The sequence below is a fragment of the Hahella sp. NS-SX17 genome (assembly GCF_057367735.1).
In genome coordinates, this window is record NZ_CM170632.1 from 4,247,058 (window position 1) to 4,263,208 (window position 16,151).

At 63.5% G+C, this 16,151-nt stretch carries 2 protein-coding genes; both read left to right on the forward strand.

Going from position 1 to position 16,151, the window contains the following annotated elements; all coding sequences use genetic code 11:
- Nucleotides 1-519: 519 nt before the first annotated feature.
- Nucleotides 520-11,415: an amino acid adenylation domain-containing protein gene (locus AC2IBB_RS18855; RefSeq protein WP_486328303.1), complete on the forward strand. Its 10,896-nt coding sequence runs from the start codon at nucleotides 520-522 to the stop codon at nucleotides 11,413-11,415.
- Nucleotides 11,402-16,126 carry an SDR family NAD(P)-dependent oxidoreductase gene (locus AC2IBB_RS18860; protein ID WP_486328304.1) on the forward strand — a complete coding sequence of 1,575 codons (4,725 nt, stop codon included), beginning with the start codon at nucleotides 11,402-11,404 and terminating at the stop codon, nucleotides 16,124-16,126. The genes AC2IBB_RS18855 and AC2IBB_RS18860 overlap by 14 nt, the downstream gene beginning before the upstream one ends.
- Nucleotides 16,127-16,151: the final 25 nt, after the last annotated feature.

Consider the following 16,151-nt stretch of genomic DNA (forward strand, 5'->3'; position numbering starts at 1 on the left):
ATCGTCATAATTTGGGTCTACCATTTGTCAGCAGCTGGAGTTAGCCCTACATGCTATAGCCGTTACTTAGGATTGAATCGTCTCTCCGCCGGGGAGAGAGAAAGGCATGGAAAAGGATCAGAATAATTATGCTTCACGTCCTGTTATATCTGCTTGTATGCTTACTTGTGGCGTTCCTTGGCAAAAATAAAAAGTTCGGCTTTACCTTTAACTTTTTTATATCCTTTATATTCTCCCCCATCGTTGGCCTGATCGTTGTATTCGCCCAGGCGGACAAGCATCTCGCCAAGACCTCGCCGTGATTCCCTCAGCGGGCTTCATGGTCGTGTTTTCCAATATTTTTTCATTCAGATGGCGTTAACACGCCAAGCAATGACGCCGTCGTTACTGAAGAAATATTAGAAGGCTTTACCGGAAGTAGCCTGAAGTCGTCCCGTGGCGTAATGGCCGTGGACCTCTATGCGGTAGGGAGGCGAGCGCCATGCGTCGGTTGAAAATAATAAATTACGACATCGAACCATGGTTACAGACACTACTCGCCGCGTTACAGACGCTACCCGCCGTCCCTTTTACATTGACATCAGTCGTGCGTTGCAGTCTCACGCCATCACTCAGGGAGACGCGACCGCCTTCATTTACCTGACCGAAGATCGCAACGCCCGTTTCCCCCTCACCTACGCCGAATTGGACCGCCAGGCGCGACGCGTGGCGATGTTGCTAGGACGCCACGCCCAGCCTGGCGACAGAGCGTTGCTGCTGTTTCACCCCGGTCTGGAGTTCCTGGCCGCCTTCTTTGGCTGTCTGTATGCAGGCGTCACGGCGATCCCTATGCCTCCGCCGAAAAACAGCCGCAGCGCAGAACGGCTCGACAGCACTCTCGATGACGCCGACGCCCGCGTCATCCTGGCTAATGATACAGTGGTCGCCGCCATCGCCGATGCGGACGCTGGCGACACACGTTTGCGGGACGCCGTCTGGCTCACGGTGGACACGGGCCTGTTGAACGGATCGGACTCAGGGAAAAACAGGGACGCAGACAGCGAGCCGGTGTCTCTGCACGGGGATGACATCGCGTTTCTGCAATACACCTCCGGCTCTACCTCCGCCCCCAAAGGCGTCATGGTGAGTCATCGCAATCTGATTCTGAATCTGGACGAACTGCATCGCTGCTTCGGCCATGACGACGATTCCATTCTGGTCAGCTGGCTGCCGCACTTTCATGACCTGGGGTTGATCTACGCCATTCTGACACCCTTGTACGCAGGCTCAATCTGCTACCTGATGGCGCCGGCGACGTTCATCCGCAACCCGGTGCGCTGGCTGCAGGCGATCTCCGACTGTCGCGCCACTCACAGCGCTGCGCCTAATTTTGCGTACCAGCTCTGTATCGATAAAATCAGCGCCGAACAAAAGCAGGATCTGGACTTATCCTGCTGGCAAGCCGCCTGCAACGCGGCGGAGCCGGTGCGCCATGAAACCCTGCGGGATTTCGCCGACGCCTTCAGCGATTGCGGCTTTGATTATCAAGCCCAGTCGCCCAGCTACGGACTGGCGGAAGCCACCGTCAAAGTCTCCATCACGCCTATAACGGAGCCGCCCACGGTGCTGCATGTGGAACGGGACGCGCTGTCCCGGGGCGAAGTAAGAGTGGTCGCCGACGGCGCGCCAGGCTCCGCGCCCCTGGTGGGATCAGGCCGAGTCGACATGGACACCAAAAGCCTGATTGTCGATACCGCGACGCTGACGCCCTGTCTGCCGGACAGGGTCGGCGAAATCTGGGTGCGTGGACCTTCCGTCGCCAGCGGCTACTGGGGACGACCAGACGCCACTGCAGAAATCTTCGACGCTTATCTCACCGACCCGCAAGGCAGATATTGCGGCCCCTATCTGCGCACAGGCGACCTGGGATTCATTCATGGCGCGCAGCTATTCATCACCGGCCGCCGCAAAGACCTGCTTATTATCGATGGCGTCAACTATTACCCCCAGGACATAGAGAAGACCGTTTTCGCCTGTCACCCGGACCTGACCGCCGACAACGGCGCCGCCTTCTCCGTGGACATCGACGGAGCGGAGCGACTGGTCATTGTGCAGGAGATTAAACGCACCGCCTTGCGCCAGTTAGACAGCGACGCTGTGTGCCGCGCCATACGCCAGGCGGTGTTCCAGGAGCATGAACTGCCGGTGCACGCCATCGCTCTATTAAAGCCGTTGCAGGCTTACAAGACCACCAGCGGCAAAATCCAGCGCCAGGCCAATCGCAAAGCCTGGCTGGATGGCTCGCTGCAACCGATCTATCAATGGCGCGCCGGCGTCCAGAACGATGCAACCACGCAGGCGGCCACGCCATCCTCCTCCCCGGCGCCCACTCATGTCGCCGCGTCCTTTGTCGCGACGGATAACCTGAAACAGAGCGCGAAACTCAGCGCCAAAAACATCTCAGAATGGCTGGCGCGGCAATTGGCGGCGATCACCGCCCCGCCCGCCGCCGACATCGACCTCCACGCGGATTTCGCCAGCTTCGGGCTGGCCTCCCGCCATGTGGTCGCTTTGAGTGGGGAACTGGAACGTTATGTCGGCGTCCCCACCCCTCCCACTCTGTTCTTCCAGCACCCCAATATCGCGCGGCTGGCCGCGTTCATCGCGCCGTTGGCCAGCGGCGCGCCCAGCGCTAAAACGAGTGACGCCGCCCCGAAAGTAAAACGCAAAACCGCGCGCCTGGTGGATGTGGAAGCCACCCCGTTTGAAAGCAACGACCCCATCGCCATTGTCGGTCTGGGCTGCCGCTTCCCCGGCGCCGACAATCCGCAGGCGCTGTGGCGTTTATTAAACGAGGGCGTGGACGCGATTCGCGAGACGCCTGCGGAGCGCTGGAGCAGCGACGCCTATTATCATCAGGAAGCCGGCGTCGATGGGCGCATGAACACCCGCTGGGGCGGCTTTCTGGATGACATCGACCAGTTCGACCCGCAATTCTTCGGCATCGCCCCCCGGGAAGCGGAAACCATGGACCCGCAGCAGCGCCTGCTGCTGGAGGTCTGCTGGGAGGCGCTGGAAGACGCCGGTATTGCCGTCAGCTCCCTGGCCGGAAGCGACGCCAGCGTCTTCATGGGGGTCTGCAATACCGAGTTTCAACGCATCAGCTACGCCGACCGCAACGCTATTCGTATGCACACCGGCACCGGCGCCGCCGCCAGTGTGGCGTCCGGACGCATTGCTTATTTGTGGGACTTGCGCGGCCCCGCCATGACCATCGACACCGCCTGCTCATCCTCCCTGGTGGCGATTCATCAGGCCTGCGAATCCCTGCGCCGCAACGAGTCCAGTCTGGCGCTGGCGGGGGGCGTCAATCTGATTCTGCTTCCCGAGGGCTCCATTTCTTTATCCCAGGGACGCATGATGTCGCCGACCGGTCGCTGCAAAACCTTCGACGCCGAGGCGGACGGATACGTGCGCGGCGAAGGCTGCGGGGTCGTGATTCTGAAACGTCTGGCGGACGCCCGCCGGGACGGCGATGAAATCTACGCGCTGATCCGCGGCTCCAGCGTGAACCAGGACGGACACAGCAACGGCCTCACCGCGCCCAATGGACAGGCGCAGCAGGACGTCATCCGCTCCGCCCTGTTCAAGGCGGAAGTGCAGCCCTGCCGCATCCGCTATGTGGAGGCCCACGGCACCGGCACCGCCCTGGGCGATCCCATCGAGGTGAACAGCCTGCGGGATGTGCTGGAAGAAAATCGCGACGCGGACCACCCCTGCAGCATCGGCTCCATCAAAACCAACATCGGCCATCTGGAAGCGGCGGCGGGCGTGGCCGGACTGATCAAGACCGCCCTGGCGCTCAAGCACCGGGTGATTCCCGGCAGTCTGCATCTGCGCCAACGTAATCCTCTGATTGATATCGACGAGCGCCTGTTCCGCATACCCCAGCGCAGCGAGCCCTGGGAAGGCGAACTGTTGGCCGGCGTCAGCTCTTTCGGTTTCAGCGGCTCCAACGCCCACGTCGTGCTGCAAGGCATCGTGGATGCGCCGGCCGAGTCCGCTTCCGACGCCGTGGCTACAGCCACCATCCCGCAAGGGGATGACGCGCCTTATCGACTGTTAACGCTATCCGCCGCCGACGCCCAGGCGCTACAGGCGCTGGCGCACCGTCACGGCGAGCGCCTGACGACCTTGCGCGCCAACGCCCAACTGGCGAACGGCGCTGGCTGGGCGGACTATTGCCATACTCTGAACAGCGCCCGGGAGGCCTTGCCCTATCGCCTGGCCCTCAGCGCACAAAACGCGCAGGACGCCGCCGGAACGCTCAAGGCGTTTCAAGGCCAGGAAGCGCAGAATCTGAGTCTTGGCGTGGCCCGACACGCTCCGGTGGTGGTGTTCCTGTTCTCCGGTCAGGGCGCCCAATATCCCGGCATGATGCGGCGTCTTTATGAAACTGAAACCGTAGTGCGGGACACCCTGGACCGTTGCGAAGCGGTGGCCGCGCCGTTGCTGGGGCAATCGCTGCTGACGCTGATGTTCAATCCCGACCCAGACTCCGGCATCCACCAGACCCGCTACACCCAGCCCGCCCTGTTCGCCTGCGAAGCGGCGCTGACGCGGCTGTGGATGTCCTGGGGCGTGCAACCGCAACTGGCGCTGGGGCATAGCCTGGGCGAATACGCCGCCGCTCACGCCGCCGGTCTGTTCAGCCTGGAACAGGGCATGAAACTGGTGTTGCGGCGCGGCGAACTGATGCAGTCCCTCCCCGCCGGCGAGATGCTGGCTGTGTTCGCGCCCCGAGACAAAGTTGAAGCCCTGCTGCAGGATTCCGGCGTCGCCCTGGCTATAGCGGCGGACAATGGACCCGACCTCACCGTCATCAGCGGTCGCGGCGAAGCCATGGCGCAGATACGCCCGCTCTTGTCCCAGCAGGACATTCGCTGCCAGTCGGTGCAGGTTTCCCACGCTTTCCATTCGCCAATGATGGCCCCCATTCTGCCCGACCTGCGCAAGGTGACGGAGTCGACGCCGCTGGGACATCTGCAATTTCCCCTGCTGTCCAACGTCACCGGCGACTTTATCGAAGCGGAGGATTTCGAACACGATTACTGGCTGCGGCACACCATGAATCCGGTGGAATTCCGCAAGAGCATGCTCACCGCCGCCGACCGCCATGTGGATCTGTTTCTGGAAATCGGCCCCGGCGCCAGCCTGTGCGGCATGGGCAAACGTTGTCTGCCGGACAGCAAAGCCGCCTGGATACATAGCATTCGTTATGGCGAAGACGAGCAGGCGTCTGTGCTCAACGCACTGGGTCGCCTGTATTGCCATGGCGGCGCGCCGGACTGGCGCACGCTGCCGGGACGCCGCCGTCTGCGGGACGCCGCGCCGCCCAGCTATCCCTTCCAGCGCCATCGTTACTGGCCGCAAAATTACAGCGCACCACGCAAAGGCGCAGATCGGGTCGCCGACGGCCATCCCCTGCTGGGCCGCGCCACCTCTCTGGCGGACCCGACAGGCGCTCTGTTCGACCAGCGCCTTGACGCCGGGATACACGCTTATCTGACGGGCCACAAAGTCAGCGGCGCCGTCGTGTTTCCCGGCGCGGCCTACATCGACATGGCCCTGTCCGCTGCGGGACGACACTGGCCGAACGCCGGCGCGCACTGCCGCAACATGCAATTCCATGTTCCTTTAGTCATCGACGATCTGGACCACTGGCGGCTACAGTCTCAGTTTATTCAAACGGGCGCTGGCTCAGCGCAGGTGAAAATCTTCGCCCGCCGTGAGGATCGTGACGAGAATGCGGCGCCCTGGCGACTCTACGCCAGTTGCGAAGTCAGCCGTCAGGACGCGGCGGCGGATCAGGAACCGCAAACCCCGCTCCCCACCGAAGCCGTTTTGGCGCACTATGAAAACAGCCTGTCCGGAGAGCAGTTCTACGCGCAATGGCGTCAGCGGGGCAACGACTGGTCCGGCCAGTTTCAGGGCATTCAACGCCTCTGGTCATCACAACAGGAAGCCTGGGCTCTGATTCAGGCGCCAGAAGAAACCGCCGCGCAGCTCGACGCCTGCCGCACACATCCCGCCGTCCTGGACGCTTGCGCGCAGACCCTGGCGGCGCTGGGCGGCGACGAAAAAGGCGCATTTGTCGGACATTCGGTACAAAATTTGCGATTTTTGCGCAATTTCGGCAAATATAGCTACTGGGTGCGCGCCCGTCTGACGCCGCACAATGCGCTCTCGGACCACTTGCTAAGGGGCTCGCTGTCCATTTTCGACAACCACGGCGACCTGCTGGCGGAGGTGGAAGGCTTACGCTTCCGTTTCCTCGACGCCGCTACAGCAGACCGCAGCCCCGAACCCGGCCAGGGATTCGCCTTCAAGCTGACCTGGGAACAGACTGAGATCCCTGCAACGCCAGAGAAAACGCTCACGGAAGATCATCAAACAGATTCTGAAGCTGATGCAGTTTTCGCCAATAAATCCGCACAATTGGCGCTGCGTCGCTACGGCTCCGCCCTGCTCTGCATCGCGCCGGAGGTTCCAGAAGACGCCGCCGAACCGGACGAGTTGCTGGACAACCTGGTGGAGCAGCTTGAGGCCATTCTTGAAGCCCTGGCCGCCGCACAGGAAGACGACGAGGACGCGCCACGGCTTTGGCTGCTGACCCGTCGCGCCTACGCGGTGACGGAAACGGACCCCGCTGTCTGTCCCTACGCCGCGGCGCTATGGGGCTTCGGCCGCGCATTAGCGGTAGAGAAGGCCAATCATTGGGGCGGCATGGTGGACCTGGACCCGGAGGCGTCCGCTAAAGACCAGCGCCTGTTGCTGGAGACCATACTGGATCAGGACAGCGGCGCAGACGCTCAGTTCGCAATTCGCCAAGGCGCCATCTATCGCGCAACATTAGGTCGCACCGATCTCACCACTTCCAAAAATCAGACTTTTACCCTGCGCGCCGACGCCAGTTATCTGATCACCGGCGGACTGGGAGATTTGGGACTGCGCTGGGCGCGCTGGCTGGCGGAGCAAGGGGCGCGACGGCTGGTGCTGATGGGACGCAATGGTCTGCCGCCGCGCTGCGACTGGGCGCAACTGTCTCCAGACTCCCGTGACGGACGCCGCGTCGCCGCGCTTCGGGAGATCGAAGCTCTGGGGGCGCAAGTCACCATCGCCGCCATAGATATCAGTGATAACGCAGCCTGCGCCTCCTGGCTGCAACAATATCAACAACAGCAACCCGCCATTCGCGGCGTATTACACGCCGCCGGCGTCGCTCACGCCATGGCCGTCGAGACGCTGGATCGAGGGACGCTGCGCCAGGAAACCGCCGCAAAAGTCGGGGGCGGCGAATCGCTACATCGCTGCTTCCCCGTCGGCTCTCTGGATTTTCTGCTGCTGTTTTCTTCCACTTCCGCAGTGCTGCCATCTCCTCGTCTGGCGGTCTACGCCGCCGCCAACGCCTGGCTGGATGGACTGGCCGCGCAACGGCGCGCGCAGGGAGAACGGGCGCTGTCCGTACAATGGGGCGCATTCCGCGAGATCGGCTTAATGGCGAGGGCGCAGCGGGACAAGGACGCTCCCGCCACAGATCTGACACCGTACACTGGCGCAGGACTGACGCCAGACGCCTGCGTGGCGCTGACGCCGACACTGCTGGCGGCGAATCTGGCGGTCATCGGCGTCACTCCGGAAGATCCCGGTTTGGCGACTTACGCCGACGGCAGCCTGTACTTACAAGGACTCAGGCCTGAACACACTGAGGCGCCCGCCGGTAGCGCAGCAGAGGAAAGCCCAGCGCCCCTCGACTGGCTCGATCAGCCTCAGGAACAACGCCAGGCGACGCTGCTGCGCTGGTTGAGCGCCCAGGCCGCCGCCGTGTTGCGTCTGAGCCCGGACAACCTCGATCCTGCCGCGCCTTTAACGCAATACGGGCTGGATTCGCTGATGGCGGTGGAGCTGCGCAACCGCATCGAGAAAAATCTCGGCGCCAGCGTCAGCATTGTCGATATCCTGAAAAGCAATGGCCTGGGCGACCTGACAAAGAGCATCGCGGACAAGCTTACCGAGCATGGAGGGGACCATGACGCCTCCGTTGCGACGGAAACCCTGCCCGCGCCCCTGGATTGCGGCGCGCCCTGGGAGCTGTCCTACAACCAGCAGGCGCAATGGTTTCTGCATCAACTGGACCCGACCAGCCCCGCCTATCACGTCTCTTTCGCCGCGCGTCTGCGCGCCGGCTTTGCGGGAGAACAGGATCACGCCTTCCTGCAGGCCGCCCTGAACCAGATCGCCCGCCGCCATCCGGCGCTGCGCACGGCGATTCAGGTGGACAGCAAACCGCGCCAGCAGGCCCGCGACGATATCGCCATTCCCCTGCAGGTCGTGGACGCCCATGACCTTGATGCGGACGCGCTGTATCAGGAAGTGCGACGCGCTTATCAAGCGCCGTTCGAACTGTCCCGCGCGCCCTTGTTGCGGGCCTGGGCGTTCGTCACCGCGCAGGACAACGTACTGCTGCTGACCGCCCATCACGCGGTCTGCGACGGATGGTCGCTGTGGGTGATCCTGGATGAACTCAAGGCGCTGTATGAGGCGCGCCGCGCAGGCGTCGCTCCGGAACAGGCCGCGCTGCCGGCGTTGACTCACTCCCAGGTGGATTTTGTGCGCTGGCAAAACGCCATGCTGGACACCGCCCGAGGCGAACAACTCTGGCGTTACTGGCGCGACGCTCTGGCGGACGCCGACTTTGAACTGAATCTTCCAGCAGATATTCCCCGCAGTGGAACAGCGCAGAAAGCGGTTGGCGAATCCATCCATTTCCAGCTCGCCCCGGAACTGGGCGCCGCATTGCGCGCCCTGGCGAAACAACGGGGAGCCACGCTGTTCAGCCTGATGCTGGCGGCGTACCAGTTGCTGCTGCATCGCCTGTGCGGTCAGCAGCGTCTTATTGTGGCGACGCCGGTGCATGGACGCAGTCGTCCGGAATTCCAGCCCCTGGTGGGCGACTTTGTGAATCTCGCCCCTGTCGGCAGCCGCTTCGATCCGGAACAGAGCCTGGACGCCTACCTGCGCAGTCAACAGGAGACTCTGCTCGACGCCCTGGCTCACGGCGACTATCCCTTGCCATTACTGGTGGAGCGGCTTGGCCTGCAGCGTAACGGCATGGGGCGGTCCCTGGTGAATACCACCTTCATTATGCAGAAGCCGCAAACCGACAACGCCACCCTGGACCTGTTTCTGGCCGCCGACGATACCCTGCGCGTCACCTGGGGCGATCTGCAACTGTCGCCCTATCCCATGCCGCAGCAGGAAGGCCAGTTTGAGCTGTCCCTGGAAATCGCCGACAGCGCCAATGGCCTGCAGGGCTTCCTGAAATACGACGCCAATCGCTGGAGCAGCGCCAGCGTCGCCCGCCTGATCCGGCGCTACCGTCACATTCTGTCCGCGCTCAGTGCGGCCGGCCAGCTTTCCCGGCCGTTGGCCGACTTGCCCTGGTATGATCAGGACGAGCGCCGTCAGCTGCAGCAAAACGCCTGTCAGCATACACTCGCGGAAGCCAGACTCTCTGCGCCGGATCTGGTCAGCGGATTTCTCGACATGGCGCGGGCGAATCCCGAACGAATCGCCGTCTCGGACGGAACCAGCCAACTCAGTTACGACGAACTCAATCGCCGCGCCAACGGCGTCGCCGCGTGCCTGCGCGAGCAAGGGACGCCCACCGGCGCCGCCGTCGGACTTTGCATGTCCCGCAGCGTGGATCTCATCGTCGGCCTGCTCGGAATTCTCAAAAGCGGCTGCGGTTACCTGCCCCTGGACCCGGCGCATCCGCCCGCCCGCTTGAGCGCGCAGCTTGAGGACGCCGGCGTCGCCGCCCTGGTCACCGATCGCGCCATCCTGCCGACCCTGGCCGCCCTGGAAGGGCTGGTCGCCGCGCAATGGCTGTGCGTGGAGGACGTCACCGCCACGAGCGAAGAGCCTCAGGTCGCCCTCGGGCCGGACAGCCTCGCCTACCTGATTTATACCTCCGGCTCCACCGGAGCGCCCAAAGGAACGCTGGTGGAGCATCACAGCGTCATCAATCTGGTCAACGCCCTGTGGGATCAGCTCTATCATCGCTACGATCAGCCCATCGCCGTCGCCCTGTGCGCCAATACTGTGTTCGACGCCTCCGTACAGCAGATTTTCGCCGCCTTGCTGCTGGGACATCGGCTGCTGATCGTGGAGGACGACAGTCGTCGCGATCCCGCCCGCCTCGCCGACTTACTGTCCGCCGAGCAAGTGCGCTGCGCAGATTGCACCCCCAGTTTGCTGGGCATGCTCACCGGCGCGGATCAGGCCAGTCGTCTGACGCTGGACAGCCTGCTGGTGGGCGGAGAAGCCCTGCCAATGGAGCTGGTGCGCGCCTTTTATGACGCCAACCAACACAGCACACTCATCAATGTGTACGGACCAACGGAATGCTGCGTCGACGTCAGCGCCTGCGCCCTGCCACGCAACGCCCTGCCGGAAACCGCCATCGCGCCGCTGGGCCAGCCTCTGCGCGGCGCTAGTCTGTTTGTGCTTGACCCCTGGGGGCAGCCTTTGCCGACAGGGGCCGTGGGAGAAATCGTGGTCGCCGGCGCCGGCGTCAGCCGCGGCTATCTCAAGCGCCCGGAATTGCAGACGGAAAAATTTGTCGACCTGCCCGAACTAAACGCCTCCCGCGCCTATCGCACCGGCGACCTGGGCCGCTGGCTCGACGACGGCCAGTTGCACTATCTGGGGCGTCGGGACGCACAGGTGAAAATCCGCGGACACCGGGTGGAGCTAGGCGATATCGAAAGTCAGCTGGCCGCCCATGAGGCCATCGCGGAATGCGCCGTCGCCCTGTTCCCACAACGCCAGCAACTGGCGGCCTATGTGGTGTATCGCCAGGATGCGGACCCGCCGCCCAGCGTCCAGGATTTGCAATCCCATTTACGAGACCGGCTCCCTGAATACATGGTCCCCGCCTATATCCTGGCGTTGCCGCGTCTGCCCATGAACGCCAGCGGCAAACTGGATCGCCGCGCCCTGCCGGAACCGGAAGGCGTCGCCGCCATGGACGGAGGCGCGCCGGTGTCGGAAGTGGAGCGTCGGGTGGCGGATATCTGGCGACACTGCCTCAACCTGACTCGCGTAGGACGGGACGACAATTTCTTCGACCTTGGCGGCCACTCCTTGTTGCTGGCCCAGGTGCAGCGTCAATTGAGCGCCGCCTTCGGGCGACCGGTGGCGATGGTGGACCTGTTCGCCAACCCCACCGTGGCCGCCACCGCGCGCCTGCTCAGCGCCGCACCGGAGGAAGATGCGCTGTCCCAGACGCCCCGTCGCAAAAACAACCGACTGGCGGGCCGTCGTAACGCCAAAGCAGCGCAAAGGAGTCTGCGTTCCAATGAACAGCTTTGAAGATAACCACGAAGCCGGAACCGACAGCGCTATCGCCATCGTCGGCATGGCCTGCCGCTTTCCCGGCGCAGACTCGCCGGAGGCGTTCTGGCGCAACCTGGTAACGGGCGTGGAAAGCGTCGCTGAACTGACGGATGCGGAACTGGACGCCGCTGGCGCGCCAAAAAGCGAATACCAGCGCCCGGACTACGTGCGCCGGGTGGCGGCGCTGGGAGACGTGAGCGGGTTCGACGCCGCCCTGTTCGACATGAACCCCAGAGAGTCGCAATTGCTCGATCCGCAGCACCGATTGTTGTTGGAGTGCGCCTGGGAAGCCCTGGAGCGCGCCTGTTGCAATCCGGATGAGTTCGCCGGCCCCATTGGCGTATTCGCCGGTTGCGGCATGCCCAACTATTTCTATCGCCATGTGCTGCCGAATACGGACACGCGCAGGGTGTCGGACCTGTATCAGGCCATGCTGCTCAACGACAAGGATTTTCTCAGCACCCGCATCGCCTATAAGTTGGGCCTCACCGGCCCCGCAGTGGGGGTGCAGACCGCCTGCTCCACCTCCCTGATGGCGGTGCATCTGGCCTGCCAGAGTCTGCTGGCGGGGGACTGCGATCTGGCCCTGGCCGGCGGCGCCTCAGTGCAACTGCCGCAACACGGCGGTTTTCGCAGCCAAAGCGGTATGATTCTGTCGCCGAAGGGCCAATGCCGGGCGTTCGACGCCGAAGCGGACGGAACCGCCATCGGCAGCGGCGCGGGACTGGTGGCGCTGAAACGCCTTGACGACGCCCTGGAGAACGACGACCGCGTGCTGGCGGTGATTCGCGCCACCGCAGCCAATAACGACGGTCGCCGCAAGGTGGGCTTCACCGCCCCCAGCGTGCAGGGACAGGCGGAAGTCATCCGGGAGGCGCAGCTCACCGCCAATATCGACCCTCGTTCGATCCAGTACGTGGAGGCCCACGGCACCGGCACCCATCTGGGCGATCCCATTGAGATCGAAGCGCTGGCGCGGGCTTTCGACATTGCGCCGGGAAGCAGTCGCCGTTGCGCCATCGGCTCGGTGAAAACCAATATCGGGCACCTGGACGCCGCCGCCGGCGTCGCCGGCCTGATCAAGACCGTGCTGTGCCTGCATTACGAGACCTTGCCTCCCAGCCTGCATTGCCAGCAACCCAATCCCCAGATCGACTGGCTGCGCACGCCCTTCCGGGTCTGCAGCGAAACCGAATCCTGGCCCCGGGAAGACAGGCCCCGACTGGCGGCGGTCAGCGCCTTCGGCATGGGCGGCTCCAACGTGCACGCCATTCTGGAGGAAGCCCCTCTCACAACCCGCGCGCCTCGCAGCGCGTCGCGTCAGGTAGACGAATCGGCCCCCTGCCAATTACTGTTGCTGTCCGCCGCTGGCGAACAATCGGCGGATCAGGTGGCGGAGCGTCTGGCGCAGCATCTGGACGAGCGGCCTCAGATTTCGCTCTGCGACCTCGCCTACACCCTGGCCCTGAGCAAAAAAGCCTTGCCCTATCGCGCGGCCCTGACGGTGGCGACGCCCACGGAAGCCATCGCGCAACTGCGTTTTCCCAACGACCTGAGCTGGCGACGGGTGCAGGACAACACGCCGACGGCGGCCTTCATGTTTCCCGGACAAGGGGCGCAATATGCGGGCATGGGCGCGGAGCTGTATCAGTGCGAGCCGGTTTACCGCCAGGCGTTGGATCAATGCCTGCAAGCCGCGCCGCCTCTTGTTGCGCAGAAGCTGCGGCCGTTGCTGACCCGTCCCCGCGGCGCAGACGCGGAACAGGGAGACAAAGACCTGAAACAAACCGCGCTGGCGCAGCCGGCGCTGTTTATCGTCGATTACGCCATGGCCATGCTGTTGCAAAGCTGGGGCCTGACCCCGCAGGCGGTGATCGGACACAGCCTGGGGGAATACGTGGCCGCCTGTGTGGCGGGCGTGTTCAGCCCGGAAGACGGTGTGCGTCTGGTGGCGGAAAGAGGCCGCCTGATGCAAAGCATGCCCGCCGGAACCATGATCGCCGTGCGCATTCCCCGCCAGCAGGCGGAAGCCTACGCCGGCGCGGGCGTGTCCCTGGCCGTGGCCAATGGCCCGCAAGCCAATGTATTCGCCGGTCCGCCCGGCCCCATGGAGGATTTCGCCGCCGCGCTGGAGGAAGCGCAGATCGGCTATCGCCGCTTGCAGGCTTCCCATGCGTTTCACACGTCGATGATGGAGCCCATGCTGGACGCCTTCGCCGAACTGCTCGACGCCATGACGCTGCAGCCGCCGCGACTGCCGGTTTACTCCAACCTGAGCGGCGCGCGTCTCAGCGCCGAAGAGGCCGTCAGCGCGGACTACTGGCGTCAGCATCTGCGACGCCCGGTGCAGTTCTATCAGGGGTTGCAGACCCTGTGCGCGGACACCCATGTGGATACCCTGCTGGAAGTGGGCCCGGGCCGCGCCTTGACCGCATTCGCCGGCGCCCTGCCGCAACACGGGGAGACGTCTAGGGAAGCCATCGCCACCTTCGGCGCCGGCCCCGGCCAGGATTCCCGCAAAAGCGCCCTGGAGTGCGTCGGCCGTCTGTGGAGCAAAGGATTCGCCATCAACCGCCCTGGCCTGTATGCAAACCTGGACGGGCAATTCATCCCCACGCCCACGTATCCTTTCGACCGCCGTCGCTACTGGATCGATCCGCCCAAGCTCACCGGCGACGCCTTCTCAGAGGAGCGCCAGGCTCTGGAAGATTGGTTCTACACCCGTTCCTGGAGCCGTTTAAGCGGGACAGAGAAGGGCAACGCCAGCGGCGGCAAATGGCTGTTGCTGACCGATACCCGCGCCAGTATCGACGCATTGGTTCAGGGGCTGTCTGAGCATCAACCACACACGCTGGTCTCCGTCACGGACACCGCCGTCACCGCGCTGACGCCCCACCCCGAACATCCCGATCAGCGCCAGACCATCGCCCTGCCCGCCGACGCCGCCAAAGATCCCGCCAAGTTGTTCGCTCTGCTGGCGGAGAATGACCTGTTGCCGAACCATGTGCTGTTCGCCCGTAACCTGAATAAACAGGCTTCAAACAGCGCGGAGTATGAGACCGCCTCTCAGGACCTGTCTCTGCTGAGCGCCTTATTACAGCAATTGGGCGCATTGCGATCTGACGTATTTGTCGCCGTGGCGACCACCGGAACCCAGTCGGTGCTGGGCTCGGAATCCTTGCGTCCCGCCCGGGGGGCGCTATTGGGTCCGCTGCTGAGCGCAAGGCAGGAGTTTCCTGCGCTGCGCACGCTGTTGCTTGATATGGAAGACGCCTCCGCGGTCGCCACACTGGCGCGCCAGGTCCCGGCGATACTGGCTTTGGCCCATCCAGATCAGGAGGCGGACTTTAACGCCGGACCGCCCATTGTCGCCCTGCGCGGACGTCATGGCTGGCGTTGCGAATGGCGGCCCTGTCGGATCGATGGTGAATCGAAAGCGGCTACGTCCGCCGCCAGGGAACCTGTCGCCAACGGCGTTTATCTGATCACCGGCGGACTCGGCAAGATCGGGCTCGCCCTCGCCACGGGCCTGGCGCAGCGCGGCGCGCGACATATCAGATTAGTTTCGCGCACGCCCCTGCCGTTACCGGAGCAGTGGCCGCAATGTCTGCAAAACCCTTCAACGCCGGATAGACAACGCCACGCCATCGCCGCCCTGATCACCTTACAGGAAGCCGGCGCGTCGGTCAGCGTCAGCGCGGCGGACGTTACCGACACTGGCGCCATGGATGCCATGCTGGATGAACTGTGCGGCCGTTACGGCGCCATCGACGCGCTTATTCACGCCGCCGCCGACATGTCCCAGGCCCAGGAGCAAGCCATCAACGCCGATCTGGCGCAGACCTGGGAAACCATGATCCAGGCCAAAGTCGAGGGCGTGCGCGCCCTGGCCGGATTGGTCACGCAACGTCCGGTGCGTCGGGTGGTCTGCATGTCCTCCCTGGCGGCCCTGTTGGGGGGCTATCAAATGGGGGCTTACGCCGCCGCCAATCTGGTCATGGATCTGGAGGTCGCGCAATGCGCCGCCCACCGTAACGCAAACAAAGGCGCAAAATGGCTGTCGCTTAACTGGGATGCTTGGCGTCCCCATAGCGTCAGCGGCCTGGGCATGGGCGCGAACGCAAAAATTGCGCAGGAATTTTTTGACAAATCCACATTGGCCGCCAATGCTATAGATTCAAAGGAAGGGTTTTTGGCGCTTGAGCATGCATTGCAGTTATCGGATGCCTTGCTACAGATGGAAGACGAGCACCAGGTTGCGATATCCACACTATCGCTGAAGTCTCGGTTCTACCGACTTTACCATCCCCGGAGAAACGCTCCCGGTCATGACGCCGGGGCCTGTTCTCAGCCACATTCAGTACCTCCCGGCAGTAGCGGTGACCCTGCGCCCGGCGATCACGCGGAGCTTATGCTGTGCGACATTCTGGGCGAACTTCTGGCTGTACCGATCATTAATGTAAAGGACAATTTTTTTGACCTCGGCGGCGATTCCCTGATCGCAACGCAAGCGATTTCCCGTATTCGCGAACGTTGTGGCGCGGACCTGTCCCTGGCGGATTTTTTCCAGTATCCGTCGGTGCGGGAGCTGGCCGCGCTGACCCGTGACAAAACGGACGGGGACAGCGCCGAAAGCGGTCAGGCGCCATCAGCGGAGGCGCCGGCGAGGGTTGAAATAGAACTATAAAGACAACGACTGACAAAGGGAGTGT

What these genes read in the sequence shown, in the direction of transcription:
- AC2IBB_RS18855 (WP_486328303.1), top strand. Translation starts at nt 520, where the DNA reads ATGGTTACAGACACTACTCGCCGCGTTACAGACGCTACCCGCCGTCCC.
- AC2IBB_RS18860 (WP_486328304.1), top strand. Translation starts at nt 11,402, where the DNA reads ATGAACAGCTTTGAAGATAACCACGAAGCCGGAACCGACAGCGCTATC.